Source organism: Bradyrhizobium sp. MOS001 (assembly GCF_004634465.1).
GTDB lineage: Bacteria > Pseudomonadota > Alphaproteobacteria > Rhizobiales > Xanthobacteraceae > Bradyrhizobium > Bradyrhizobium barranii.
Genome location: NZ_SPVJ01000003.1, coordinates 60,745 through 86,674, shown reverse-complemented (window position 1 = coordinate 86,674; position 25,930 = coordinate 60,745). Strand labels below are relative to the sequence as shown.

Below are 25,930 nucleotides of genomic sequence, written 5' to 3'. Positions count from 1 at the left end.
CCATGAGCGGCATTGCATCCAGTCCGATCGACCCGTTCGCGCCTGACTTCCTGATGGACCCCTATCCCGCCTATGAAGCGCTGCGCGCGCTCGGGCCTGCGTTCGCGCTGGAGCGGTATGGCGTGTGGGCCATGGCAGGCTATGCCGAAGTCGAGCCGGCCCTGAAGGACTGGAAGACGTTCATCAGCGGCGAGGGTGTCGGGCTTCACGGGATGAATCCTGCCCTGCCGAAACCGCTGACACTCCAGATCGATCCTCCCGATCATGACAAGGGCCGCCGCGTCCTCGGCCGCACCCTGTCACCGGGCGTCGCAAGGAAGCTGCGCGAGACGTTTCAGCTAGAAGCGGAGAAGAAGGTCTCGGAGCTGATCGACAAGGGCACCTTCGATGCCGTGGCCGATCTTGCGGAGGCCTATCCCATGAAAGTGTTTCCGGATGCGATCGGCATCCGGCCTGACGGCCGCGAGAAGCTGCTGGCCTGGAGCACGTTCGTGTTCGACAGCTTTGGCCCGGAGAACGTAATGCTGGCCGCATCGCGCAAGGCGGGCCTCGCCGCTCAGAGCTGGATCATGGAATGCTGCGCCCGGGACGCGTTGCAGCCCGACGGGCTGGGCATGATGATCTACCAGGCGGCCGACGACGGCGAGATCACCGAGCACGAAGCAACGCACCTGGTGCGGCCGTTCCTCACCGCCGGGATCGACACCACCGTCAATGGCATCGGGAATACCCTGCTGGCACTCGCCACGCATCCGGATGAATATCGCAAGCTGCACCACAAGCCGGAACTGGCGCGCAACGCCTTCGAGGAGGGGTTACGCTACGACTCACCGGTGCAGACGTTCTTTCGCACCACCTCGCGCGACGTCGAGATCGGCGACGGCGTGATCCCCGCGCACCGCAAGGTGCTGCTGTTCATGGCCTCCGCCAACCGCGATCCGGCGCGCTGGGACAAACCCGACCGCTTCGATGTCGAACGGAGTGCGACCGGACATGTCGGCTTCGGCGCCGGCATTCACGCCTGTGTCGGCCAGATGATTGCACGTCTGGAAGGCGAATTGATCTTCGGCGAGCTTGCAAGGCGCGTGAAGACCATCGAGCTCACGGCAGAGCCGAAACGCAGGCTCAACAATTCCCTGCGCGGACTGGAGAGCATCCCGGTCCGCGTGACCGCCGCTTAGGCGGCATCACGCGGTGCTGCGGGCGCGACGCGCCCTCAGTTCCTGGCCGGCGCCGTTGCCGCCGCGGAGCGTGCCTGCCGCGGGGCCCTGGGTGCGCCGGGTTCGGCGACCGGACCTGCCGGGGCGCGCGAGCGCAAGATGGCGGCGTCGATCTCGCCGATGACGCGGCGCTGGATCGCCTCGTTCTTGTCGATCGAGATGTGGCCGACGCCGGTGCCGCGGACGTCGACATTGTCGAGCTTGCCGCGGAGACCAGCCGCAGCGCGCACAGGCTCGCCGGGACCGTCGCCGATATAGATGTTGATGTAGCGTTCGGCGCCGGTCGACAGCCTGGTCTTGAATACGGAATCGAGGCCGATCGCTAGCTTCACGGGCACGCCGAGCTGGTTGAGCTTGGCGATCATGTCGGGCAGCGCGGTCGCGCCGGAGGAATGGCCGACCAGGACAATGGTCTTGACCCGACCGGCCCTGTAGTTGGCCGCGGCCTCATCAGCGAGCGAGGACCAGGACACGAAGTTCGCGACGGTCACCTGGACGCCCTGCGCCTGGAGGCGGGAGCCGATCGTATCGAGCCCGAGCGAGAAGATGTTGAGCACGCCGCGGAGCAGGTAGACATGGGTGGTCGCGGCCGCGGACTGGCTCGGCGCCGCCCTGGCGGTGGACGGGCTAATGGCAACAGCTGACAGCAGGAGCAGGCAGATCGCCCACACACGGAGGGCGGGCAACTGGCTGGCGCCGGCGGTGTGACGGCCGTTCGGTCTCATCTCGATGTTTTCCCTGGGGACGATACGCTTTGCGATTGGCCGGAATCGTAGCCACGGCCTGCTCGCAGACGCAACAAAGAGGCGCGTGAGCGGCAATCTTAGCCACAAGCCGTGACCCTCGCGCAACACTTGCCCGGAACCTGCCACCGAAGGGACTGTTTTGAGACCATTTTTCTCCGGCCAATTGCGGCCGGGCAAGTGCATTCCTATTTCAGGGCTCCGCTGACCTCCTCCCGGACGGTTCCAGCCTCCCCTCCCCAGTCTTTACCTTTCAGCCCTGCGGCCATCATGTCCTCCATCATTTCCGTCGCCAATTTGTCGAAGACCTATGGGTCCGGCTTCAAGGCGCTCAAGAACGTCAATCTCGACATCAAGCGCGGCGAGATTTTCGCGCTGCTCGGCCCCAACGGCGCCGGCAAGACCACGCTGATCTCGATCATCTGCGGCATCGCCAACCCAAGCGAAGGCACGGTCCTCGTCGGCGGCGAGAACATCCAGACCTCGTACCGCAAGGCCCGCTCGCTGATCGGCCTCGTGCCCCAGGAATTGCACACCGACGCCTTCGAGAGCGTGTGGGCGACGGTGAGCTTCTCCCGCGGCCTGTTCGGCAAGCCGAAGAACCCCGCCCATATCGAGAAGGTGCTGAAGGACCTCTCGCTCTGGGACAAGAAGGACAACAAGATCATCACGCTCTCCGGCGGCATGAAGCGCCGCGTGATGATCGCGAAGGCGCTGTCGCACGAGCCGCAGATCCTGTTCCTGGACGAGCCGACCGCCGGCGTCGACGTCGAGCTGCGCAAGGGCATGTGGGAGGTGGTGCGCACCCTGCAGCAATCCGGCGTCACCATCATCCTGACCACGCATTACATCGAGGAAGCCGAGGAGATGGCCGACCGCATCGGCGTCATCAACAAGGGCGAGATCGTGCTGGTCGAGGACAAGGCGACGTTGATGGAGAAGCTCGGCAAGAAGCGGTTGACGCTGCATCTGCAGGGCAAGGTCACGACGCTGCCGGACAGCCTCAGCCATTACGAACTCGACGTCTGCGACGGCGGCGCGACGCTCGTCTACGACTACGACACCAAGGGCGAGCGCACCGGCATCACCAGCCTGCTCAGCGACCTCCGCAACGCCGGCATCCGCTTCAACGATCTCGACACGACGCAATCGTCGCTCGAGGACATCTTCGTCGACCTCGTGAGGACGTCATGAATCATCGCGCCATCCGCGCCATCTATCTGTTCGAAATGGCGCGCACCTGGCGTACGCTGCTGCAAAGCATCGTCTCGCCTGTCGTCTCGACCTCGCTCTATTTCGTGGTGTTCGGTGCCGCGATCGGCTCGCGCATCAGCCAGGTCGAGGGCGTCAGCTACGGCACCTTCATCGTGCCGGGCCTGATCATGCTCTCGGTGCTGACACAGAGCATCGCCAACGCTTCCTTCGGCATCTACTTTCCGAAATTCACCGGCACGATCTACGAAATCCTGTCAGCGCCAATTTCCTATGGCGAGATCGTGCTCGGCTATGTCGGCGCCGCCGCGACGAAGTCGATCATTCTCGGCCTGATCATTCTCGCCACTGCCGGCCTGTTCGTGCCGCTGCACATCCATCATCCGGTCTGGATGCTGACCTTCCTGGTGCTGACGGCAGTGACGTTCAGCCTGTTCGGCTTCATCATCGGCATCTGGGCCGACGGCTTCGAAAAGCTCCAGATGATCCCGATGCTGGTGGTGACGCCGCTGACCTTCCTCGGCGGCAGCTTCTATTCCATCGACATGCTGCCGGCAGGCTGGCGCACCGTGGCGCTGCTGAACCCGGTCGTCTATCTGATCTCGGGCTTCCGCTGGAGCTTCTACGAGATTGCGGATGTCAGCGTGTCCGTCAGCATCTGCATGACGACGGCGTTCCTGGTGATCTGCCTCGCCGTGATCTGGTGGATTTTCCGCACGGGCTACCGGCTGAAGAACTGACCGCAGATCCGTAGCCCGGATGGAGCGCAGCGAAATCCGGGACGAGCGTCACCTCACGCACCAGCGGCCCCGGATTGCGCTTCGCTCCATCCGGGCTACGGCGCTACCTCACCTGTAGCAGTGGAAGCGATGGTAGCCGTCATAGTAGCCGCGGCAGCGGTAATGGCGGTGATGCGGAATGCCGAACACGCCCTCCACCGCACCCACGGCCCCTCCAACACCGGCGCCGACCGCGCCGCCAACGACGCCACCGACAGGCCCGGCAATCCGGTTGCCTTCATAGGAGCCCTCCTGGGCGCCGCGCACGATGCCCTGGGCGTGGCCGGCTTGCGGCAGCGACAACAGCGCGAGCAGGATGGCGGTGGCTGCGAACAGCAGGCGGACGGGCAAACCGGCCGGCAATTGCGCGGCGGCGATACGGGCTTTGTTCATCTTCGGTCCCAAGGGAATTAAAGGGGAGAGGGCAGCGGAAGCCGCCCGTCGAGGGCAGCCACAATCAACGCCTGAAGCGGCCGAATGGTTGCGCCTTTGTGACGAATTGTCGGCGTTGTGACTGCTTGGCACGCTCGCGAAAATGTCAGCGCCACCGCCAGCCACGCGGCACAAAGCGGCCTTGCTTACGCCCGGCATCGCGTTAACGATGGAGGGGCAGCCCGCTGGAACGAAAGCCGGATTGCAGGCATATTGCACGCCGGGGGACGGAGAGCCGCGGCGCCTAGCGTGAACAGGCCGGAGGCCAGAACTCAAATGCGTTTCCAGATGCGTTCTTTTTTCATCGCTTTTTCCTCATTGATGTTTTTGAGCGCGGGCACCGCGCAGGCCAAGGTCGAGATCACCGTCGACAAGGACAATCAGCAGATGACCGTCGCCGTCGACGGCGTCGCGCGCTATCACTGGCCGGTGTCGACCGGCATCCCCTCGCGCGAAACGCCGGGCGGCGCCTTCCGCGCCTTCCGCATGGAAGAGGATCACTACTCCAAGGAATTCGACGACGCGCCGATGCCGCACGCGATCTTCTTCACCAAGGTCGGGCACGCCATCCACGGCACCGACTCGGTCGGCCGCCTCGGCTCGCCGGCGTCGCACGGCTGCGTGCGACTGTCGCGCCAGAATGCCTCGACGCTCTATGCGCTGGTGCAGCAGCAGGGCGTGCTCAACACCACGGTGACGCTGACCGGCTCGGCCCAGGTGGCTCTGGCCCGCAACCCGCGCGGCCGCAACCCCACAGCAGTGGCCCGCGCGCCGCAGCCGGCCGAAGAGCAGTACGCCACTTCAGGCGATCCCGTGAATCTCGCACCGCCGGCGCAGCCCGCCCGCCGCTACATGCCGCAGGACGACAATTACATCTACCCGGCCGACGGCAGCGACACCGGCACGCGCTATCCCGCGCCGCGCTCGGCCAGCCGTCCGCTCTATGACGCACAGGTCTACCAACAGCAGCAGCCGCAGCAGTACTACAATCAAGGCTACGGCCAGCAGGGCTACTATCAGCCACAGCCCCGGCAATACTATCAGCCGCGCGGTTACTATCAGAACTGACGCTACCGGAACGCGGCGTTGCCGCGTTCGACGATCTTTCGCGCAGCATCGACGAAGGCGCGCGCGACCGGCTCGAGGATCTCGGGCCCGGTCGCGGCGAGATCATCCGACGGCGTATGAAACGTCCGATGGCGCCCGGCCATGCCGAGGAAATTGGCGTAGCCCGCCGCATGCACGTCGCGCAGCTCACCGACCGCCTGCTTCTCCGTCACCAGACGCTTGGCCTCGACTTTTGCAAAAGCCTCGTCGGTCAGCGCGACGGCGGATTTGCTCAGCACGAGATAACGCTCTTGCTCGGGCCGATCGGTGCGCGCGCCTTCCGCGAAGGCATAGCAGGCGTTCGACGAACCGAAATGAATCCACGCCAGCGTGTCCTTCGGTGCCGGCGCTCCGTGCTTCAAAAACAGCTCCATGCCGCCATGGCCGATCTCGTGGCCGGCGGTGGCGATGAACACAAGATGCGCCGGCCATTTCTCGGCGGCGACGGTGCGCGCCAGCGCGAGAAAATTGGCGATGCCGGGGCCGCGCTCGCAGACGCACGAGTACCAGCCGGTCATCGGCGTGGAGACGACGATGACCGGCCCACGGCCGGCCCCGATCTCGGCGATGACGTTGCGGCCAACAACATCGCGCTCGTAATGGCCCTTGACGTCAAAGGTCACAGGCGCACCTGAGGCGAGCGCGCGCTCGAACACCGCTCGCGACGCCGCGCCGACCACGATCACCGGCACGGGCCAGGGTGCATCCTCCTGCGTGACGTTATAGGCGAAGCGGTCGTCGGCGGGATTGCCGATCATCAGCAGGATGGCCGCCGGCTTCCTTGCCGCGGCTTCCTCGATCGCCGCACGATGGGTCGGCCCCAGATAGGCGCCCCGATCGAACGGCAGATCGAGCAGAAGGATCCTGCCGGTAACATCGCCGTCGCGAGCGAGCGGCGCGGCGAGATGGAAGCTGGCCTTGTCCTCCGGCGGCCACCAGAATGGCGTCGCCTCGACAGAGATGCCGGCGGCTTCGGCGCTGGCCCGCTCGACGACATATTGCCGCCCGAGCACGACGGGCTGGAAGCTGATTTCGAAACCCGCCTGCTTCATCTCGCCGGCGATCCAGTCGGCCGTCGCGCGATCGCCCGCCGAGCTGAAGCGGTGCAGACCGAAGGACGCATAGCGCGCCACATCTTCGTAGAGGCTCGCACCCGAGAGCACATCCTTGGCTAGCGCCTGTCCGACCATGAGAATCGCCATCGTTGCGATGAAGATAAGCCGCATATGAATGGCTCCCTTTTTTGAGAGCCAGTTTCCGCCTTCCCCGGCCGCCGTCAAGCACCTGTCGACCACGAAGCTGGACGAACCGGGCGAAGATTTCATAAGCTCCTCTTTTCACTTGGGCTGCGAACCTTGATGCCGTCACGTGCCGCGACAATCCTGATCGTGCTCTCGGTTCTCATTGCGGGACGAGCCATGGCCTTTGATCTCGAAGCGCATCGCGGCGGGCGCGCGCTGTTGCCGGAAAACACCCTGCCGGCCTTCGCCAACGCGCTGTCGATGGGCGTGGACACGCTGGAGCTCGACGTCGGCGTGACCGCGGATGGCGAGGTCATCATCTCGCATGAACGCGGGCTCAATCCCGACCTCGCGCGCGATGCAGGCGGCGCCTATGTCGCCGCGCCCGGCACACCGTTCGTGAAGCTGCGGCTCGAAGAGGTCAGGGCCTATGACGTCGGCCAGATCCGCCCCGACAGTTCCTACGCGAAGCAATTCCCCGACCAGCGGGCCGTGCCGGGGACACGCGTTCCCACCCTGGGCGAGCTGTTCGCGCTGGTACGCAAGGCCGGCAACACGCGCGTGCGTTTCAATATCGAGACCAAGATCGATCCAAACCATCCGGACGAGTCGCTCGATCCGCAAGGCTTTGTCGCAAAGCTGCTCGGGCTGATCGAGGCCGAGAGATTGTCCGATCGCGTCATGATCCAGTCGTTCGACTGGCGGACCCTGCTGCTCGTCCAGCAACAGGCGCCCAACATTCCGACGGTCTACCTGACGCTCCAGCGCGGCTCGGGCCAGACGGTGGCGTTGGACAAGGCGACGAACTGGACGGCGGGTTTCAGCCCGGCCGATCACGGCGGCTCGCTGCCGCGGACGATCAAGGCTGCGGGCGGCGCGGTCTGGTCGCCCTATTTCGGCGATGTAACCGAGGCGGTCGTCTCGGAGGCACACACGCTCGGACTGCGCATCGTGGTCTGGACCGTCAACAAGCGCGAGGACATGGCGCGCATGATCGAGCTCGGCGTCGACGGCATCATCTCGGACAGGCCGGACCTGCTGCGGCAAGTCGCGGGCGAGAAGGGAATTGCATTGCCGGCGGGAACGCCGGTCGTGCCGTGAAGTCTATCCGCCGTCATGGCCGGGCTTGTCCCGGCCATCCACGTGTTGCGGCATCGTCGGAAGAACGTGGATGCCCGGGACAAGCCCGGGCATGACGACCTCTCGTAAATCTGCGCGCCGTACCTTTGGCGTCCCTACTCCCCATCCCGCAGACGCCGGTACAGCGCGCCCAAAATATTGGAATAATCATCCGTCCAGACCCGCACCCGGTCGTCGGCTTCGGTCTGCTCCCATGACTTGGAGGAGGCGAGCCGGCCGACGTCGGCCTCCTCGCGCGCGGAGATGACGACGTCGGTCGAGAAGATGTAGTCCCCGTCGCGTCCGGAATCCTCGTTGAAGACCCAGCTCTTCAGATCGTTGGCATCGGCGATGCCGACCACGACGGTCTCGAGATCGAGGTGCCGGTTGGAGACGTGCATCACCACGGCACCGTGCGGCGCCAGCTTGTCCTTGTAGATATTCATCGCCTCTTCGGTGGCGAGATGAATCGGGATCGCATCCGACGAATAGGCGTCGACGATGATCAGGTCATAAGCGCCGTCGGGCTCTTTCGCGAAGGTGAGGCGAGCATCGCCGATCACCGGCTTCAGGCCCGGCATGCAGCTCGATATGTAGCGAAAGTTCTTCGGGTCGCTCGCCGCGTCGACCATGGACTGGTCGATCTCGAAGAAGGTCCAGCTTTCGCCGGGCTCGGCGGCACAGGCGAGCGTGCCCGATCCGACGCCGATTGCAGCGACCTTCAGCGGCGCGCCCTTGCGCTCGCGGAGCGCGGTGATGGCCTGACCGATCCCGCCGTCCTTGTGATAGTAGGTGATCGGCTCGGGCCGGCCGACGACCGGCGTGCCGTCATTGTTGCGGAAGCGCTCGGCGCCGTGGATCGTGGTGCCGTGCATCAGCACATGGAAATAGCCGCCGGGCGTCACCACGATCTTGTGCACGCCGAAGAAGCTGCGCACCGTCGTGACGCGGCCTTCGTCCGCCGGATAGACGCGGATCAACGCCAGCGCGAGCGCGGCGGTGGCGAAGATCTTCCAGCGGCTGGCGTTGAGCGCGAGCGCCAGAAGTGCTGCGAGCACGCCGACGGCCCCCGCGACCCAGACGCGATGATCCTCGAACCAGGTCGAGAGATCGCCGGTCATGTAAGACGGCGCGACCAGCGCCACCGCAAGCACGGCGAGTGCCAGCCAGTACCATCTGACGATACCCGCCAGCCGCTCGTTCGCCGGCGGCCGGCACAGCGCGGCGAGCGCGACCAGGATCGGGTATTCGGCGATCCAGGAGAAGGTGAATGGAGCAACGAGGCCGGCAAAGAGTCCACCGACCATGCCGCCGAACGACAGCGCGACATAGAAGCCCGTGAGATATTTGGCGGCCGGGCGTGTCCGCGCCAGCTCGCCATGGCAGGCCATGGCGATGACGAAGAAGCACAATTGGTGGCCGCCGAGGGTCAGCAGCAGATTCTGTTCGCCGCCGAACGCCAGCAGGACGATGACGCCCGCGATCGCGACCGGCTGGAGCATCAGCATCCATTTGTGCGGCAGCAGCGGCCGCGACTGGAACACCACCACCCAAGTGAGTAGATACAGCGACAGCGGCAGCACCCAGAGCAACGGCGCCGCCGCGACGTCGGTCGAGATGTGCGCCGTGACGGCGATCAGCAGCCCGGACGGCACCGCGGCGAGGAAGATCCAGCGCAGCCGCGTCACGAAGCCTGGCGCCGGCGCATTGATGTCCTCGGTTTTTGCGTCGACCACGGCCAGCTTCGGCGAACGCAGCAGCAGCACGCCGCAGGCGGCGATCAGGAGGATCAGGAGGCCATAGCCAAGGGTCCAGAACCGGTTCTGCGTGTGCAGCGTGAAAATCGGCTCCAGCAGGAACGGATAGGACAACAGCGCGAGGAAGCTGCCGATGTTGGAGGATGCATAGAGGAAATAGGGATCGTGTCCGGCAGGATGGCCGGTGCGGACGAACCAGGCCTGCAGCAGCGGATTGTTGGCGGCGAGCGCGAAGAACGGCAGGCCGATCGAGACCACGAACAGGCCGAGCAGCCAGAACGCATAGCCCGACGCCGGTGGCTCGCCATAGGCGGTGGCGATGCCGAGCGGCAGCGTGGCGAAGGCCAGCGCCAGCAACACGAGATGCACCACCACGGGAACGATCCGGCTCCTGATCTGCATCAAGAGATGCGCATAGGCATAGCCCGCCAGCAGCAGCGACTGGAAGAACACCATCGCCACCGACCACACTGCCGGCGAGCCGCCGAGCCGCGGCAGCACCATCTTGGCGAACAGCGGCTGCACCGAGAACAGCAAGAGCGCACTGACGAAGATCGCGGCAGTATAGACCGTCAGCAGCAGCCGGTTGCGCGACGAGGAGGGCTGCTCCGTGGCGGCGGGTTGCACGATCGAATCCATGGAAGCTCCGGCTTAAACCCCGGCGGGCGCCGGACGCGCGCAATGGAGCACAAGGCGCATGAACGGGCAATAAAGGGTCTCGTGATGTTGCAGCGACGATTGCTTGATATACAGATGTCATTCCGGGTCTGGTCTTTCGGACCATCCCGGAAAGACCGCGGAACATTTTGAATCCTTCATGAGCGAAACCGACGTCATCATCATCGGCGCTGGCCATAACGGCCTCACCTGCGCGGCCTATCTCGCGATGGCGGGCCTGCGCGTGCGCGTCGTCGAGCGCCGCAAGGTGGTCGGCGGGGCCGCGGTCACGGAGGAGTTTCACCCCGGATTCCGCAACTCGGTCGCGGCCTACACGGTGAGCCTGCTCAATCCGCAGGTGATCCGCGACTTGGGGCTCACTGAACAGGGCCTGCGGATCGTCGAGCGGCGCGCCCAGAATTTCCTGCCCGCGCCCGACGGCAGCTATCTGCTCACCGGCGAGGGGCGGACGAAGGAATCCGTCGCGCGGCTGAGCACGCACGACGCAAGCGCGCTGGACGGGTTCTCGCGCGAGCTGGAAGACATCGCCGACGTGCTGCGGCAATTCGTGCTGCGTGCGCCGCCGAACCTGCTTGACGGTTTTGGCACGAACGCGATCCGCGAAGCGGTGAACGCGTTGCAGAGCGCCAACATCCTGCGTGGGTTGACGCTGGAGCAAAGCCGCAGCCTGCTCGATCTCTTCACCCGCTCGGCCGGCGAGATACTGGACGAGCGCTTCGAGCACGATCTGGTCAAGGCGCTGTTCGGCTTCGATGCCATCGTCGGCAATTATGCCAGTCCGTACGCGGCGGGCTCGGCCTATGTGATGCTGCACCACGCCTTCGGCGAGGTGAATGGCAAGAAGGGCGTCTGGGGCCACGCCATCGGCGGCATGGGGGCGATCACGCAGGCGATGGCGCGCGTCGCGCAGGGCCGCGGCGTCACGATCGACACGGATGCGGGTGTGCGCGAGATCATCGTCGAGCGCGACCGCGCGGTGGGCGTAGTGCTGGACAACGGCACCTCCATCCGCGCGAAATATGTCGCGGCCAACGTCAATCCAAAGCTGCTCTACACGCGGCTGATCGCGGCCGACGCGCTGCCCCCGGACTTCCTCGCGCGCATCCGGCACTGGAAGAACGGCTCCGGCACCTTCCGCATGAATGTGGCGCTGGACCGCCTGCCCTCCTTCACCGCGCTCCCGGGCGACGGCGATCACCTCACCTCCGGCATCATCCTCGCGCCAAGCCTCGGCTACCTGGACCGCGCCTATCTCGACGCGCGCGCGCTGGGCTGGAGCCGGGAGCCTGTCGTCGAAATGCTGATCCCCTCCACGCTCGACGACACGCTCGCACCGGCGGACAAACACGTCGCGAGCCTGTTCTGCCAACACGTCGCGCCCGAACTGCCCGACGGAAAGTCCTGGGACGACCATCGCGAGGAGGTCGCCGATCTCATGATCGCGACGGTGGACAAATACGCACCTGGCTTTGCGGCAAGCGTGCTTGGCCGCCAGATCCTCTCCCCGCTCGACCTCGAACGGCAATTCGGCCTGCTGGGAGGCGACATCTTCCACGGCGCGCTGACGCTGAACCAGCTGTTCTCGGCGCGGCCGATGCTGGGCCATGCCGACTATCGCGGGCCCCTGAAGGGCCTCTATCATTGCGGCTCCGGCGCCCACCCCGGCGGCGGCGTCACCGGCGCGCCCGGCCACAACGCCGCACAGGCGATTTTGAGGGATCACCGCTCGCTGTTCGGAAGCCGTGGATAGGTCTGTGGAAAGGGCTGTGGACAGGCTGTTGGCAGGGCTGTGAGAAAGCAGTGGGTCGCCTGCGCGCGGCAGGCCCGGCGCGCCCCGTACAAGGCGGTGGAAAAGCTGGGGACGAGTGGCGGGATAAAGCCGTGGACAACTTGGGGGAAACGAGTGGAAGGCCTGTGGGCATTTCCGGGCCGCCCCCCAAAACGACCTCGCCCGCCGGGGGCAACTCCCCGTGCGGGCGATCGTCAGGTAACAGCCTCTAAAGAAAAACAGCCCCCGCCAGGAAATGGGAGGCGGAAATTACTTCAAGGAACTGCTAATCGAACCGAACTTGTCGTTCAAGCTGGTGCCCAGGCTGTTCACCACGGTGATGATCGCCAGCGCGATGCCCGCTGCGATCAGGCCGTATTCGATCGCGGTTGCACCGGATTCGTCCGACCAGAACTTCAAAACCATGCTCTTCAAGACTCGCCTCCGTTTCAATTCCAAGGTGCGTTGGCTGGATCCAACACCCGGAAATCTACGGGATACAACCTGCAGTCAGGTTAAATCGGAACCTGCAAGTTATGCGGAAAATTGGGAACAAAAGTTCCAAAAATTGAACTGACGGAACCCTAGAATGCAGCTTTCTCCCACTCATCGCGCCTGCTTTTCGATCGGCACCGAGGCCGCGGCCAAGCGCGTCGTCGACGTGCTCACGGAGGTCTTTTTCGACGGCGATGCGGCGGTCGCCGCCTTCGAACGGCCGGACGGACAGTGGGACGTCACGCTCCATTTCGCCGAGGCGCCCGATCAGGCATGGCTGCGGGAACTCATTGTAACTTCGGCAGGAAACGAGATCGCGGACACGCTCATCTTCGACATTGTCGAGGCCAAGGACTGGGTCAAGGCGAGCCTCGAAGATCTCGTCCCGGTGCCGGCCGGGCGCTTCGTCGTGCACGGCAGCCACGACCGCGACCGCGTCGCGCCGAACAAGCTTGCCATCGAGATCGAGGCAGCGCTCGCCTTCGGCACCGGCCACCACGGCACCACACGCGGCTGTTTACTGTTGCTTGACCACGTCCTGAAGAGTTCCCGGCCGAGGAGCCTGCTCGACCTCGGCACCGGCACCGGCGTGCTGGGCATCGCCGCAGCGAAGGCGCTGCATCGCGCGGTGCTCGCCTCCGACATCGACCCGCCGTCGGTGCGGGTGGCGGCAGAGAACGCGACACTGAACCACGTCGGCAACCAGGTGCGGGTGATCCGCGCAACCGGATTTGCCGCACCGGACTTTGCCAGATGCGGCCCGTTCGACCTGGTCCTGGCCAACATCCTTGCCAATCCGTTAAGGCAATTGGCCGGCCCGATGGCGCGGCACCTCGCGCCCGGCGCGCGCGTCATCCTTTCGGGCCTCTTGACCCACCAGGCCCCCGCCGTGATCGCCGCCTACCGCGCACGCGGCCTCGTGCCGCTGCGGCACCTGCGGATCGAGGGGTGGAGCAGCTTGTTGCTGAGGAAGATGGGGTAAGGCCAGCGTAGGTGCCGTCGGGTGGGCAAAGCGACTTGTCCGCCATAGCTCGAAGAGCGACGGCGGAACACCACTACTCCGCCGGCTTCTCGTCCCGGCGCGTCGCGCGCTTGCCCTGCAAGGCGCGCCTGGCGCGGCGCTCGGCGAAACGGTCGATCATCTGGCTGATGAGGCCGCGCGGCTTCTTCGGTGTCGTTGCGGCCGGGGCGCGGTGGGCCGGCGGCGAAATCTTCTCAAACATGAACGCTGGCATCGTGTGTCCCCTCGCCGTTGAGATGAACCACCCGCTCGAATTTCCCTGTTATCCGGACGAAGCGCAACTGCTGCATCCTGTACTCCACTCAATTCGAATGGACCATTTTCAAGCACGGTCCGTGCCAGATGCGACCCCAAATGCGTCTACATTGCGGACTGATCCTCATGATCCTAAACTGAGCCATGTTCGAAGCACACTTCCAGACATTCGAGGAGCCCGAGGCCGGCGTCGCATTGACGGCGCGCCTGGCCGCGCTCCGTGAAGAACTCGCCCGCCGCAAGCTGACCGGCTTCGTCGTTCCGCGCGCCGATCAGCAGCAGAACGAGTATGTGCCCCCCTCGGAAGAGCGGCTGGCCTGGCTGACCGGCTTTACCGGTTCCGCAGGATTGGCGGTGGTGCTGACGCATGAGGCCGCGGTCTTCGTCGACGGCCGCTACACGATCCAGGCGGCCAAGCAGGTCGACGCAAAGGCCTGGGCGGTGGAATCGCTGATCGATCCGCCGCCGGAGAGCTGGGTATCGACGCACCTGAAGGCCGGCGACCGCCTCGGATTTGATCCGTGGCTGCACACTTCTTCGGCAGCCGAGCGCCTCGCCGCCGCCTGCGCCAAGGCCGGCGCCGAGCTGATCGCCGTCGACAGCAACCCGGTCGACGCGATCTGGCAGGACCGGCCGCAGCCGCCGCTGGCCCCTGTCGCCGTGCACAGCCTGCAAAATGCCGGGGTCGCCGAGGCCGAGAAGATCACGCAAATCAAAAGCGAGATCGCCAAGCTCGGCGTCGACGCGCTGGTGCTCTCCGACAGCCACGCCGTGGCCTGGACCTTCAACATCCGCGGCGCCGACGTCGCCCATACGCCACTGCCGCTGTCCTACGCGCTGGTGCCGAAGGACGGCCGGCCGACCGTGTTCATCGACCACCGAAAACTCTCCAATTTGACCCGCGACCATCTGGAACAGTCCGCCGACGTGCGCGAGCCCGATGCGATGGCACCGACGCTGATGGCGCTCGCCAAGAGCGGCGCCGCGATCGCACTCGACAATGCCACCGCGGCCGACGCGCTCAGCCGGCTGATCGCAAGCGCCGGCGGCAAGCCGGTGCGCGGCAGCGATCCGATTGCGCTGCTCAAGGCCGTCAAGAACGCGACCGAGATCAAGGGCACACGGACGGCGCATCGCCGCGACGCCGTGGCGCTGGCGCGCTTCCTCGCCTTCGTCGACCGCGAGGCATCAAGCGGCAAGCTGACCGAGATCGACGCGGTCGAAGCGCTTGAGACGTTCCGCCGCGACACCGGCGCGCTGAAGGACGTCTCGTTCCCGACCATATCAGGCACCGGCCCGAACGGCGCCATCGTGCACTACCGCGTCACCCGCAAGAGCAACCGGCGCATCGCGCCGGGCGACCTGCTGCTGATCGATTCCGGTGCGCAATATGAAGACGGCACCACCGACGTCACCCGTACCATGGCCGTGGGCGAGCCGACGGAGGAGATGCGCGACCGCTTCACCCGGGTACTGCGCGGCCACATCGCGATCGCGCGCGCGGTGTTTCCCGACGGCACGACCGGCGCGCAGCTCGACACGCTGGCGCGGCAATATCTCTGGGCCGCCGGCGTCGATTTCGAGCACGGCACCGGCCACGGCGTCGGCAGCTATCTCAGTGTGCACGAAGGACCGGCGCGGATCTCGAAGCTCGGCACGACGCCGCTGAAACGCGGCATGATCCTCTCCAACGAGCCCGGTTATTACAAGACCGACGGCTTCGGCATCCGCATCGAGAACCTCGAGCTGGTGGTCGCCGCCGACATCGAGGGTGCCGAGAAGCCGATGAACGCGTTCGAGACGCTGACCCTGGCGCCGATCGACCGGCGCCTGGTCGATGTCGCGATGCTGGGCAAGGACGAGCTCGACTGGCTCAATGCCTACCACGCGCGCGTCCGCGCCGAGGTGCGGCCGGCACTGGACGAGGCGACGAAGGCCTGGCTCGATCAGGCCACGGCGGAACTGACGTAGAGCTCGGCCTGCGGGGCACGATGCATAGCTCTACGCGATTTGCGCAACGCTGTTTCCCCACCCATCGCTGTCATTCCCCGCGAAAGCGGGGAATCCAGTATTCCAGAGACAGCAAACGCATGCGGAAAGGCCGCGGCGTACTGGATCACCCGCCTTCGCGGGCGATGACACCGCCCTTAAGGCACGAGCAACGCGCCCAATCGGTCGCCATCGTGCCCTCATCGTAACCGTCCCGAAATCCGAATAGCCGCATTCCGAAACGCCGATATCCGTCTTGCGCGAGCACGCTACAGTCGATTCGACTTCGAAAGACGGACGACTATGCACGGCATGATCAGCAGGCCGCCGGACGCGGCGACGAAAAACATCGCGACCTCGCGCGTGGTGTTGCTGCTGCTGGTCGTCATGACCGGGATCGCGCCGATCTCGCTCTACATCCTGGTTCCGGCGCTGCCAGTGCTGGCGACGACGTTCGGCCGCGACATCTCGATCGCGCAGATGACGGTGTCGCTGTACATGGTCGGCATCGCGCTGTCGCAGCTCATCATGGGACCGCTGTCGGACAGGTTCGGCCGGCGTCCGGTGCTGCTTGGCGGCCTCGCGCTGATGGTCGCGGCGAGCGTCGCCTGCATCTTCGCCGAAACCCTGCCGCAACTGATCGCAGCGCGCTTCTTCCAGGCGCTCGGCGGCGCCTCCGGCATGGTGGTGAGCCGCGCCATCATCCGCGATATCTACGAGCGCGACCGCGTCGCCTCCATGATCAGCCTCGTGGTCGCAGCGCTCATGATCGGCCAGATGGTCTCACCGCTCACCGGCGGCCTGATCGAGACCGCATTCGGCTGGCGGGCAATCTTCTACGCCGTCACGATCGGTGCGATCGCGGTCGCAATCGGCATCGCGATCGCGCTGCCCGAAACCCGCCGCGATCGCGCGGTCGGCAGCGGCGGGTTTCGCAGCGACGTCGGCACCCTGATCAAGAGCCGCGCCTTCATCGGCTATGTGATGTGCCAGGTGCTGGCGTCCCAGATTATCTTCACCTTCGCCGGCGGCGGCCCCTACATCGTGGTGACGCAGATGGGCCGGACCAGCGCCGAATATGGCGCCTGGTTCGCGACAACAGGCTTTGCATATCTCGTCGGCAATCTGCTCTGCGTGCGCTTCGCGCCGCGACACTCGCTGGAAAGACTGATCTGGTTCGGGCTCGGCCTGCAACTCTGCGGCAGCCTGTTGAACCTGCTCTGGAGCTTCACCGGCTGGAACGAGGCTCCGAGCTGGCTATTCGGCACGCAGATGATCGTGATGGTCGGCAATGCCTTCGTGATGGCGAACTCCGCCGCCGGCGCCATCAGCATCCGCCCTGAAGCCGCCGGCACCGCATCAGGCGCGATGGGCTTCCTCCAGCAGGGCATCGGCGCGCTGATGTCGCAATTCGGCGCCTATCTCGGTGGCCATTCCGCAACGACGCGGCCGCTGACCTCGGCGGTGCTGGCGATCTCGCTGCTCTGCGCCTGCATGATGATCTTCGTCGTTCCTCGCCGCGAGGTAGTGGTGAGCGAGGAGTTGATCGAGCAGGCGGAGGAGGAAGAGACGGGGATGATGTGAGGGGAGCGATTGGCCTCGCGCCAATCTCGGTGTCATTCCCCGCGACCCGGCTACGCCAAGGCTTCGCCGGGGCTGAGGTCCAGGGCCGCCGAAGCTTTAGCGTAGGCGGCAAGCGGGGAATCCAGTACGCCGCGGCCCATCGGTTCTATCACAGCCGTCTCGGAGTACTGGATCGCCCGGTCAAGCCGGGCGACGACAGCGGAGTGAGTGGCGCGAGCGCGCCCCTCTCACTCCCCGATCAGCGTCAGCCACTCGTCCTCAGTCAACACCTTGACGCCGTGCTTGTTGGCTTCCGCGAGCTTGGAGCCCGCGCCCGGGCCGGCGACGACGAGGTCGGTCTTCTTCGACACCGAGCCCGACACCTTCGCCCCGAGACGCTCCGCGGTCGCCTTGGCCTCGTCGCGCGTCATCTTCTCCAGCGATCCCGTGAACACCACCGTCTTGCCGGCGACGGCGGAGTTGCTCTTCGGCTTCTCGGCGTCGATGATCTCGACTTCCTTGGTCAGCCGCTCGACGATGCCGCGATTGTGGCTCTCGCCGAAATAGTCGGCGATGCTCTTGATCACGGTGTCGCCAATCTGATCCAGCGCGTCCATCTCGGCCATCGCCTCCTCGTCGCCCTTGGCGACCTTGAGACAGGCGTCGTGGAAGGCGTCCCACGAGCCATAGCCGCGTGCGAGCGCCAGCGCCGTGGTCTCGCCGACATGACGCATCCCGAGCGCATAGACGAAGCGCTCCAGCGCGATTCTGCGCCGGCTTTCGATGGCGCCGAACAGGTTGCGCACCGACGTTGCGCCGTAGCCCTCGATCTCCTCGAGCTTCAGCTTCGCATTGCGCTTCTCCAGCGTGAAGATGTCGGCGGGCTCCTTCACCCATCCCTCGTCGAAGAAATACTGGAGCTGCTTCTCGCCAAGACCGTCGATGTCGAAGGCGCGCCGCGACACGAACAGCTTGAGGTGCTCGATCTTCTGATAGGGACAGGCGAATTCGCCCGTGCAGCGGGCGCGCGAGCCCTCTTCGCCGGCCGCCGTCTCCTCGCGCGTGACGTCGGTGTGCAGCGGGCACGGGCACTTCGTCGGGAAGTGGAATTCCTTTGCGCTCTTCGGCCGCTTGTCGAGGACGACGTCGACCACCTGCGGGATGACGTCGCCGGCACGCTGGATCACGACGGTGTCGCCGATCCTGATATCGCGCCCCTCGCGCAGCACCTCGCCCTTGTTGCCGATGCCCTTGATGTAGTCCTCGTTGTGCAGGGTGACGTTCTGCACGATCACGCCGCCGACGCCGACCGGTTCGAGCTTGCCGACCGGCGTGAACGAGCCGGTGCGGCCGACCTGGATCTCGATGTCGCGCAGCACCGTCACGGCGCGCTCGGCCGGGAATTTGTGCGCGATGCCCCAGCGCGGCGTGCGTGAGACGAAGCCGAGCCGTTCCTGCCAGTCGATGCGGTCGACCTTGTAGACGACGCCGTCGATGTCGTAATCGAGCTTTGCGCGCTGCTCCTCGATCGACTGATGGAACGCGAGCAACTCCTCGACGGAATGACAGAGCCTGGTCAACGGATTGGTCTTGAAGCCGCAGCGCTCGAACCAGCCGATCATGCCGCTCTGCGTACCCTCCGGCATCGCGCTCATCTCGCCCCAGGCATAGGCGAAGAAGCCCAGGGGGCGCGAGGCGGTGATGGTCGGGTCCTTCTGCCGGAGCGAGCCTGCGGCCGAATTGCGCGGATTGGCGAACGGCGCCTCGCCGGCCTCGACCTGCTTCTTGTTGAGTGTCAGGAAGGCCCTCTTGGTCATGTAGACCTCGCCGCGCACCTCGCAGATGTCAGGGACGTTGCGGCCTTTCAGCTTCTGCGGCACGTCTTCGAGGGTGCGGATGTTGGCGGTGACGTCCTCGCCTTCGGCGCCATCACCGCGGGTCGCCGCGGTGACGAGCTCGCCGCCCTCGTAGCGCAGCGACATCGAGAGGCCGTCGATCTTCGGCTCGGCCGAGAAATCGACCTTGTCGTCGTCGAGCTTCAGGAAGCGCACGATGCGGCCGACGAAGTCGCGGACGTCCTCTTCGGCAAACGCGTTGTCGAGCGACAGCATCGGAACGGAATGCCGGACTTTCCTGAAGCGACCCGACGGTGCCGCGCCGACTTTCTGGGACGGCGACTCCGCGCTGACGAAATCCGGAAAGCGCTTTTCGATCGCGTTGAAGCGCTGGCGCAACGCGTCGTACTCGGCGTCGGTCACGGTGGGCGCGTCGTCTTGATAATAGCGCCTGTCGTGCTCTTCGAGTTCGAGTGCGAGCCGCATGTGCTCGACCTTGGCCTGCGCCTTGGTGAGGTCGGCGACGTCGCGAAGCGGCCTTGCTTTGGATTTTGCTGCTCTTGCCATGGTGCTTGGATACGACGGAGCGGGCGGGAGGGTAAAGGCGGTTGGTCTCGTGCCCCGGACGCTGCGCAGCGCGGAGCCGTGCGCTGCAGAGCCGGGGCCTGTGTGGCGGCATTCCGTGTCCCGGCTCGCGCTACGCGCATCCGGGACACAAAGTCTAACTCGCCGCCTTGAGCAGCCGATCGGCGGCCGCCCTCGCCTCGGCCGTGATCTCGGCGCCGGCGAGCATGCGGGCGATCTCCTCGCGGCGGTGGTCGGCGGCCAGCGCATTGACGCGGGTGGCGACGCGCTTGCCCTTGTCGAGGGCGTCCTTGGAGATCAGCAGATGCTGGCCGGCACGGGCGGCGACCTGCGGGGCGTGGGTCACGGCCATCACCTGCACCTTGCCGGCAAGCCGCGCCAGCCGTCCACCGATGGCGTCTGCGACCGCACCGCCGACCCCGGTGTCGATTTCGTCGAACACCAGCGTCGGCGCCGAGCCGCGGTCGGACAGCACGACCTTGAGCGCCAGCAGGAAGCGCGAGAGCTCGCCGCCGGAAGCGACCTTCATCATCGGACCCGGCTTGGTGCCGGGATTGGTCTGCACCCAGAACTCGACGCGGTCGAAACCTTGCGGGCCCGGCGCGGCCTCATCGGTCTCGACCTGCGTCATGAACTTGGCGCGTTCGAGCTTGAGCGGCGCGAGCTCGGCGTTGACCGCCTTGTTGAGCTTGTCCGCCGACTTCTGCCGCGCCATCGACAGTTTCTTGGCGGCAGCGGCATAGCGCGCGTCGGCCTCGATTGCCGCCTGCTCCAGCTTCTTCAACCGCGAAGCACCGGCATCGATCAGGACGACATCGGCGGCGTATTTGGCGGCAAGCGCGGCGAGGCCATCGACCGGCGTCGAATATTTGCGCGAGGCGGCGCGTAGCGCGAACAGCCGCTCCTCGATGCGCTCGAGCTCACCCGGATCGAAGTCGGTCGCGGCGAGCGCGGCCAGGAGATGCTGGTCGGCTTCCTCCAGCGCGTTGATCGCGGTGTCGATCGCCTTCACGGCGGGCTCGACCAGCGCCGGCGAGTTGACACCGCGCCGCTCCAGCCGGCGCACCGCGGCCGACAGGGAGGCGACCGGCGAATGATTGCCGCCGACGGCTTCCTGCGCCTCCCGCAAATCGGAGGCGATCTTCTCGCCCTGCATCATGGTTGTGCGGCGACCGGCGAGCGAGGTCTCCTCGCCTTCCTTGGGCGCGAGCTGCTTCAGCTCGTCGGAGGCGTGGCGCAGATAGTCGGCCTCGCGCGCGGCGCGCTCCATGGCGGCGCGGTGCTCTTCCAGCGCGGCGCTGGCCGTGCGGCGCGCGTCCCAGAGCGCTTCGACCGCGGTGACGTCCTTTTCGAGCCCGGCAAAGGCGTCGAGCAGGCGGCGGTGGGTGGCGGCATCGACCAGCGCGCGCTCGTCATGCTGGCCATGGATCTCGACCAGGGCACCACCGACCGCCTTCAGCGTCTGCACGCTGATCGACTGGTCGTTGATGAAGGCACGGGTGCGGCCGTCGGCGAGTTGCACCCGGCGGAGAATCATCTCGCCGGTATCATCCAGGCCGTTCTCGGCCAGAATCCTCGTCGCGGGGTGATTTTTGGGGATATCGAAGACGGCGGTGACTTGCCCCTGCTCCGCGCCATGGCGCACGAGCCCGGCGTCGCCGCGGCCGCCAAGCGCCAGTGCAAAGGCATCGAGCAGGATGGATTTGCCCGCACCGGTCTCACCGGTCAAAACCGCAAGTCCGGTGGCGAATTCGATATCGAGCCGCTCGATCAGGACGATGTCACGGATCGACAGACGCGCCAGCATGGAATCAAATTTCCTAGCCGAGACTATAGGCCTATCTTCTTGAAGGCCCTGCTCATCCAGGAACCCTGATTCTCGCTCGGCTCGAGACCCCCGGATTTTACAAGATTATAGGCGTCCTTGTACCAGCGGCTGTCAGGAAAATTGTGGCCAAGCACCGCGGCTGCGGTCTGCGCCTCGGCGACGATGCCGATCGTCATATAGGCCTCGGTGAGCCGGAACAGAGCCTCCTCGACATGGCGGGTGGTCTGGTACTGCGTGACGACGGCCTTGTAGCGGTTGATCGCGGCCGTGTAGTCGCGCTTCTGCATGTAATAGCGGCCGACATTCATCTCCTTGCCGGCGAGCTGGTCGCGCGCACCCTCGATCTTGGCCTTGGCCGAGGTCGCATATTCCGAGTTCGGATATTTGCGGTTCACCTCTTCCAGCGCGGCGATCGCCTTCTCGGTGCGGGCCTGGTCGCGGCTGATGTCCGGGATCTGATCGTAATGGGAGGCGGCGATCAGGTATTGCGCATAGGCCGCGTCCGGGCTGCCGGGATGCAGCGTGACGTAGCGGGTCGCGGCGCCGATGCAGCCGTCATAGTCGCCGCCCTGGTAGGAGGCATAGGCCGACATCAACAGCGATTTGCGGGCCCAGTCGGAATAAGGATGCTGGCGGTCGACCTCTTCGAACTTCTTGTTCGCCCCCTTCATGTCCTTCTTCTCGTTCATGAGGTACAGGCCCTCATTATAGATCTTGTCGGCGGGCTCCTCGGTGAAGGTGTCGTCCTTGGCGGTGAACTTGTCCCAGAGCGCGCCGGTGCCGCAGCCGGCCAGCGGCAGCGCGAGCACCAAGAAGGTGGCGGCTTGAAGCAGCCCGCGGACTCCAGGCGAGACCGAGAGATATCCGCGCGTCATACGCTGTGCCGACATGAATTTAAGCCCTGACGCCCTGTGATGCGGTGTCCGCCAGCCCATGAACCCCGTCATGGGCGCGAAATGTAGCCGTGGCGCCTGCCATGCGACCACGCCGTGTAACCGAAAAACGATCTCGAACCAACCGGATAGGCAGGCATTTCGCCCGGATTAAGGCGAACGCGCCGCAATCCTAGCCGATCATCGTTACCAGGAGTTTCCCGGGAGCCGCCGCCAAACGCCGGCGGCAACAGAACGCCAGTGGCGACAGGTCTCTTCAGGACACGTCCGGCCCGTAGGCTGCGGCGATCCGCCCGCCGACGATGCCGCGACCGACTTCGCCCACGGGACGCGTGGCGCGGCGGACCGCCTCGCCCTCGACCACCCGCCAGGCGGTACGGTCGGCGAGCAGCGCGGTCAGGACAGCGTGGTTGAGCTTGTGACCGCCACGCACCGAGCGGTAGGCGCCAAGCAGCGGCAGGCCGGCCAGCGCGAGATCACCGATCACGTCCAGCACCTTGTGGCGGGCGCATTCATCGGCGTAGCGCAGGCCCTCGGTGTTGAGCAGCCGCTCGTCGTCGAACACGACGGTATTGTCGAAGGAGGCGCCGAGTGCGTAACCCGCGCTCCAGAGCCGGGCAACGTCGCACATCAGGCCGAAAGTCCGGGCGCGACCGACTTCGCGGCGGAAGCGCTCCGGGCTCAGGTCGAAGCCGTAGCTCTGCTGGCCGATGACGGGATTGGTGAAGTCGATCTCGATATCAACGCGGAACCCGTTGGCGTAGGGCCGGATCTCGCCGAAGGAGTCACCGACCTTGGCCGAGATCGGCTTCAAAACCTGAATGAAGCGGCGCTGTGCCGGCTGGCTGACGATGCCGGCCTGGTCGATCGCGGCAATGAAGGCCGCGGCGCTGCCGTCCATGATCGGCACTTCCGGTCCGTCGATCTCGATGGTGGCGTTGTCGACGCCCATGCCCCGCAGCGCCGCAAGCACGTGCTCGGCGGTCGAAACCAACGGGCCGTCACGATCGCCGAGGACGGTGGCGAAGTCGGTCGCGATCACCTGGTCGGCGGTCGCCTGAATCTCACGGTCACTTCCCTCGAGGCCGGTGCGGACAAAAACAAACCCCGCATCGACGGGCGCAGGCCCAAGCGTGAGAGTGACGGGAAGCCCGGAATGAACGCCAACGCCGGCCACTGTGGCTTGCGCACGAAGCGTTGTTTGCCGGCTAAATTTCATCAGGAATCCGCCCCACTACGACCCACTGCGACTTATACTAGGCCCGCTTGGCCGGCCAGTGCCGACGGTTGCGAATCTCCGTATCCCCAAGTCACGGCAAACCATAGTCACAGCCTCAAACAGCGCCAACTCACGCTTTTTTACCGATTGTTACCCCAAACCTGCCGTATTCGCGCCAAGGCTTAACCAAATTGCGCCGGAGTTTGGGACCGTTATCGGCAGTTTTACTGAACCACCAAATGCGTAATTAATGATTTAAAATCAGTTGTTTGATGCCGCAATCCGGGCATGCACGGGACCAAAGGAAAGGTCCCGGCAAGCTTCCCGCCGGGACCTTTTTTCGTCAGCCCTATTGTAACAATCCTCAGGTCGCCTGACGCCTCAGGAAGGCCGGGATATCAAGATGGTCGTCACCCTGTGGCGCCGGCGCAACAGGCGCCGGGCGGCCATGCATGTCCAGGCCCTGAGGCGCAGGACGGCGGGCATACTCCGATACCGGCTCGCTCGCCGCGATCTGCTGCGCCACGCTCTTCTGGGGCCGGCGATCGGGCAGCGGCGGCATCGCGGGACCGGCGGTGCGGGCTGCGACCGGCGCCTCACTCTCCTCGTCGCGGCGGCCGAGGCCGACATTGGCGAGGCGCTGGAGCAACGACAGGCGGGTCTTCTGCGGGGTCTCTTCTTCAACCTCGCCGCGGGCCTGGCGAAGCTCGGCCTGGGCCGGCATCGGCAGTTCGTCGATACGCGGCATCCGCGGTGCACGGACCGGCCCACGCTCGGCCTGCGGCGGGATGAAGGTTTCCGGCGTCATCGGCTCCTGCATCGCGACCGGGGCCATGTCAGGCTCCGGAAACAGCGTCGGCTTCTGCGCGATCGGGCGTACCGTGACGTCGCCATAGGTCTGCATCGGCGCGGGCGCCTGCGGGACCTCGGCAACGGCAGCCGCGATGGCGGCCAGCGCGGCGCGCTCGACATTCGGACGCGGCGCGGTCGGGGCGGCGGCCGGGATCTGGGCTTCCAGCTTCTGGGCGCGCTCGGCCATGCGCTGATTGTCGGCGCGCAGACGCGCGGTCAGGTCGGCGAGACGGCTCTCGGCAGCGGCCGGAGCAGCGGGAGCCTGCTGCACCTGCTGGATCTGCTGCGGCGCCGCGTTCGCGACCGGGGCGCTGGTGGCCTGGGTGTTGCGGGCGATCGTTGCCTGCTCGATGCCGGTGGCGACGACCGAGACGCGGATCAGGCCGTCGAGCGCTTCGTCGAAGGTCGCGCCGACGATGATGTTGGCGTCCTGATCGACTTCCTCGCGGATGCGGGTCGCGGCTTCGTCAACCTCGAACAAGGTGAGGTCCTTGCCGCCGGTGATCGAGATGAGGAGGCCCTTGGCACCCTTCATCGAGCTATCGTCGATCAGCGGGTTGGCGATCGCGGCTTCAGCGGCGGTCAGCGCGCGCTTGTCACCCGAAGCTTCGCCGGTACCCATCATCGCCTTGCCCATCTCGCGCATGACGGCGCGAACGTCGGCGAAGTCGAGGTTGATCAGACCTTCCTTGACCATCAGGTCGGTGATGCAGGCAACGCCGGAGTAAAGCACCTGGTCGGCCATCGCGAAGGCGTCGGCGAAAGTGGTCTTCTCGTTGGCGACCCGGAACAGGTTCTGGTTCGGGATGATCAGGAGCGTGTCGACGACCTTGTGCAGCTCGTTGATGCCGGCCTCGGCGGTGCGCATGCGGCGGCCGCCCTCGAAGTGGAACGGCTTGGTCACGACGCCGACGGTGAGGATGCCCATGTCGCGCGCGGTCTTGGCGATGACGGGAGCAGCACCGGTGCCGGTGCCGCCGCCCATGCCGGCGGTGACGAACACCATGTTGGCGCCCGAGAGATGGTCGCGCAGTTCATCGATCACCTCTTCCGCCGCCGCCGCGCCGACGTTCGGCTGCGAACCCGCGCCGAGGCCTTGCGTGACCGCCGTGCCCATCTGCACGATGCGCTGCGCCTTCGACATCGTCAGCGCCTGCGCGTCGGTGTTGGCGACCACGAAGTCGACGCCCTGGAGGCCCGCCGTGATCATGTTGTTGACGGCGTTGCCACCGGCGCCACCGACGCCGAACACGGTGATCCGGGGCTTCAATTCGTGAATATCAGGAACATTGATGCTGATGGTCATGTTTGCCTCTCGATCACGCGCGCGTGGGTTCGC

General features: G+C 65.6%; 20 protein-coding genes. 9 read left to right on the top strand and 11 right to left on the bottom strand.

The genetic code is table 11. The features are described 5' to 3' along the window. Positions 1-2: 2 nt before the first annotated feature. Positions 3-1,181 (top strand): cytochrome P450, encoded by a 1,179-nt coding sequence (locus tag CT676_RS06105; RefSeq protein ID WP_085399513.1) that lies wholly within the window; start codon positions 3-5, stop codon positions 1,179-1,181. Positions 1,182-1,216: 35 nt separating this feature from the next. Here CT676_RS06105 and CT676_RS06100 read toward each other — a convergent pair whose 3' ends face one another. Continuing rightward, positions 1,217-1,945, bottom strand: a complete 729-nt coding sequence (locus CT676_RS06100; RefSeq protein ID WP_085399514.1) for a hypothetical protein — start codon at positions 1,943-1,945, stop codon at positions 1,217-1,219. 288 nt (positions 1,946-2,233) lie between these two features. Between CT676_RS06100 and CT676_RS06095 the strand changes: the two genes are divergently transcribed. Then, complete coding sequence (locus CT676_RS06095; protein WP_028147643.1) at positions 2,234-3,157, top strand: ABC transporter ATP-binding protein; 924 nt, start codon at positions 2,234-2,236, stop codon at positions 3,155-3,157. Beyond that, positions 3,154-3,915, top strand: a complete 762-nt coding sequence (locus CT676_RS06090) for an ABC transporter permease (RefSeq protein ID WP_028147642.1) — start codon at positions 3,154-3,156, stop codon at positions 3,913-3,915. The genes CT676_RS06095 and CT676_RS06090 overlap by 4 nt, the downstream gene beginning before the upstream one ends. 108 nt (positions 3,916-4,023) lie before the next feature. Here the strand turns inward: CT676_RS06090 and CT676_RS06085 are convergent, their stop codons facing one another. After that, on the bottom strand, positions 4,024-4,347 hold the full coding sequence (locus tag CT676_RS06085) for a hypothetical protein (RefSeq protein ID WP_085399515.1): 324 nt from the start codon (positions 4,345-4,347) through the stop codon (positions 4,024-4,026). 327 nt (positions 4,348-4,674) lie between these two features. Between CT676_RS06085 and CT676_RS06075 the strand changes: the two genes are divergently transcribed. After that, complete coding sequence (locus tag CT676_RS06075) at positions 4,675-5,454, top strand: L,D-transpeptidase (protein ID WP_085399528.1); 780 nt, start codon at positions 4,675-4,677, stop codon at positions 5,452-5,454. A gap of 2 nt (positions 5,455-5,456) precedes the next feature. Here the strand turns inward: CT676_RS06075 and CT676_RS06070 are convergent, their stop codons facing one another. Then, complete coding sequence (locus tag CT676_RS06070; RefSeq protein WP_085399516.1) at positions 5,457-6,719, bottom strand: hypothetical protein; 1,263 nt, start codon at positions 6,717-6,719, stop codon at positions 5,457-5,459. Positions 6,720-6,851: 132 nt separating this feature from the next. Here CT676_RS06070 and CT676_RS06065 point away from each other — a divergent pair, with 132 nt between their 5' ends. Continuing rightward, positions 6,852-7,835: a glycerophosphodiester phosphodiesterase gene (locus CT676_RS06065; protein WP_085399529.1), complete on the top strand. Its 984-nt coding sequence runs from the start codon at positions 6,852-6,854 to the stop codon at positions 7,833-7,835. 134 nt (positions 7,836-7,969) lie between these two features. On the opposite strand, the gene CT676_RS06060 is transcribed toward CT676_RS06065, so the two are convergent. Further along, positions 7,970-10,249 (bottom strand): fused MFS/spermidine synthase, encoded by a 2,280-nt coding sequence (locus CT676_RS06060; RefSeq protein WP_085399517.1) that lies wholly within the window; start codon positions 10,247-10,249, stop codon positions 7,970-7,972. Between the two features lie 178 nt (positions 10,250-10,427). Between CT676_RS06060 and CT676_RS06055 the strand changes: the two genes are divergently transcribed. Next, entirely contained in the window at positions 10,428-12,038 is a 1,611-nt protein-coding gene (locus CT676_RS06055; RefSeq protein WP_085399518.1) for an NAD(P)/FAD-dependent oxidoreductase, read from the top strand. A 288-nt stretch (positions 12,039-12,326) separates the two neighbouring features. On the opposite strand, the gene CT676_RS06050 is transcribed toward CT676_RS06055, so the two are convergent. After that, the gene (locus tag CT676_RS06050; RefSeq protein WP_063981551.1) at positions 12,327-12,491 is read right to left on the bottom strand and encodes a Flp family type IVb pilin; all 165 of its coding nucleotides are present in this window, start codon (positions 12,489-12,491) and stop codon (positions 12,327-12,329) included. A 154-nt stretch (positions 12,492-12,645) separates the two neighbouring features. Between CT676_RS06050 and CT676_RS06045 the strand changes: the two genes are divergently transcribed. Continuing rightward, entirely contained in the window at positions 12,646-13,533 is an 888-nt protein-coding gene (locus CT676_RS06045) for a 50S ribosomal protein L11 methyltransferase (protein ID WP_085399519.1), read from the top strand. A 73-nt stretch (positions 13,534-13,606) separates the two neighbouring features. On the opposite strand, the gene CT676_RS06040 is transcribed toward CT676_RS06045, so the two are convergent. Further along, positions 13,607-13,786, bottom strand: a complete 180-nt coding sequence (locus CT676_RS06040; RefSeq protein WP_028147633.1) for a hypothetical protein — start codon at positions 13,784-13,786, stop codon at positions 13,607-13,609. 185 nt (positions 13,787-13,971) lie between these two features. Here CT676_RS06040 and CT676_RS06035 point away from each other — a divergent pair, with 185 nt between their 5' ends. Next, positions 13,972-15,798, top strand: a complete 1,827-nt coding sequence (locus CT676_RS06035; protein ID WP_085399520.1) for an aminopeptidase P family protein — start codon at positions 13,972-13,974, stop codon at positions 15,796-15,798. Positions 15,799-16,119: 321 nt separating this feature from the next. Continuing rightward, positions 16,120-17,400: a multidrug effflux MFS transporter gene (locus CT676_RS06030; protein WP_085399521.1), complete on the top strand. Its 1,281-nt coding sequence runs from the start codon at positions 16,120-16,122 to the stop codon at positions 17,398-17,400. Between the two features lie 227 nt (positions 17,401-17,627). On the opposite strand, the gene ligA is transcribed toward CT676_RS06030, so the two are convergent. The 5 genes from ligA to ftsZ all read right to left on the bottom strand — a co-directional run bounded on the left by ligA (position 17,628) and on the right by ftsZ (position 25,897). Further along, entirely contained in the window at positions 17,628-19,781 is a 2,154-nt protein-coding gene (gene ligA / locus CT676_RS06025; RefSeq protein ID WP_085399285.1) for an NAD-dependent DNA ligase LigA, read from the bottom strand. A gap of 154 nt (positions 19,782-19,935) precedes the next feature. After that, complete coding sequence (recN, locus tag CT676_RS06020) at positions 19,936-21,606, bottom strand: DNA repair protein RecN (RefSeq protein WP_085399284.1); 1,671 nt, start codon at positions 21,604-21,606, stop codon at positions 19,936-19,938. Between the two features lie 23 nt (positions 21,607-21,629). Next, a complete protein-coding gene (locus tag CT676_RS06015) occupies positions 21,630-22,517 on the bottom strand; it encodes an outer membrane protein assembly factor BamD (protein WP_085399283.1) in 888 nt (295 codons plus the stop codon). Between the two features lie 259 nt (positions 22,518-22,776). Continuing rightward, a complete protein-coding gene (gene lpxC / locus CT676_RS06010; RefSeq protein ID WP_085399282.1) occupies positions 22,777-23,739 on the bottom strand; it encodes a UDP-3-O-acyl-N-acetylglucosamine deacetylase in 963 nt (320 codons plus the stop codon). A 364-nt stretch (positions 23,740-24,103) separates the two neighbouring features. After that, entirely contained in the window at positions 24,104-25,897 is a 1,794-nt protein-coding gene (ftsZ, locus tag CT676_RS06005) for a cell division protein FtsZ (RefSeq protein WP_085399281.1), read from the bottom strand. Positions 25,898-25,930 lie beyond the last annotated feature (33 nt).

What these genes read in the sequence shown, in the direction of transcription:
- CT676_RS06105 (WP_085399513.1), top strand. Translation starts at nt 3, where the DNA reads ATGAGCGGCATTGCATCCAGTCCGATCGACCCGTTCGCGCCTGACTTC.
- CT676_RS06100 (WP_085399514.1), bottom strand. Translation starts at nt 1,945, where the DNA reads ATGAGACCGAACGGCCGTCACACCGCCGGCGCCAGCCAGTTGCCCGCC.
- CT676_RS06095 (WP_028147643.1), top strand. Translation starts at nt 2,234, where the DNA reads ATGTCCTCCATCATTTCCGTCGCCAATTTGTCGAAGACCTATGGGTCC.
- CT676_RS06090 (WP_028147642.1), top strand. Translation starts at nt 3,154, where the DNA reads ATGAATCATCGCGCCATCCGCGCCATCTATCTGTTCGAAATGGCGCGC.
- CT676_RS06085 (WP_085399515.1), bottom strand. Translation starts at nt 4,347, where the DNA reads ATGAACAAAGCCCGTATCGCCGCCGCGCAATTGCCGGCCGGTTTGCCC.
- CT676_RS06075 (WP_085399528.1), top strand. Translation starts at nt 4,675, where the DNA reads ATGCGTTCTTTTTTCATCGCTTTTTCCTCATTGATGTTTTTGAGCGCG.
- CT676_RS06070 (WP_085399516.1), bottom strand. Translation starts at nt 6,719, where the DNA reads ATGCGGCTTATCTTCATCGCAACGATGGCGATTCTCATGGTCGGACAG.
- CT676_RS06065 (WP_085399529.1), top strand. Translation starts at nt 6,852, where the DNA reads ATGCCGTCACGTGCCGCGACAATCCTGATCGTGCTCTCGGTTCTCATT.
- CT676_RS06060 (WP_085399517.1), bottom strand. Translation starts at nt 10,249, where the DNA reads ATGGATTCGATCGTGCAACCCGCCGCCACGGAGCAGCCCTCCTCGTCG.
- CT676_RS06055 (WP_085399518.1), top strand. Translation starts at nt 10,428, where the DNA reads ATGAGCGAAACCGACGTCATCATCATCGGCGCTGGCCATAACGGCCTC.
- CT676_RS06045 (WP_085399519.1), top strand. Translation starts at nt 12,646, where the DNA reads ATGCAGCTTTCTCCCACTCATCGCGCCTGCTTTTCGATCGGCACCGAG.
- CT676_RS06040 (WP_028147633.1), bottom strand. Translation starts at nt 13,786, where the DNA reads ATGCCAGCGTTCATGTTTGAGAAGATTTCGCCGCCGGCCCACCGCGCC.
- CT676_RS06035 (WP_085399520.1), top strand. Translation starts at nt 13,972, where the DNA reads ATGTTCGAAGCACACTTCCAGACATTCGAGGAGCCCGAGGCCGGCGTC.
- CT676_RS06030 (WP_085399521.1), top strand. Translation starts at nt 16,120, where the DNA reads ATGCACGGCATGATCAGCAGGCCGCCGGACGCGGCGACGAAAAACATC.
- ligA (WP_085399285.1), bottom strand. Translation starts at nt 19,781, where the DNA reads ATGGCAAGAGCAGCAAAATCCAAAGCAAGGCCGCTTCGCGACGTCGCC.
- recN (WP_085399284.1), bottom strand. Translation starts at nt 21,606, where the DNA reads ATGCTGGCGCGTCTGTCGATCCGTGACATCGTCCTGATCGAGCGGCTC.
- CT676_RS06015 (WP_085399283.1), bottom strand. Translation starts at nt 22,517, where the DNA reads ATGTCGGCACAGCGTATGACGCGCGGATATCTCTCGGTCTCGCCTGGA.
- lpxC (WP_085399282.1), bottom strand. Translation starts at nt 23,739, where the DNA reads ATGAAATTTAGCCGGCAAACAACGCTTCGTGCGCAAGCCACAGTGGCC.
- ftsZ (WP_085399281.1), bottom strand. Translation starts at nt 25,897, where the DNA reads ATGACCATCAGCATCAATGTTCCTGATATTCACGAATTGAAGCCCCGG.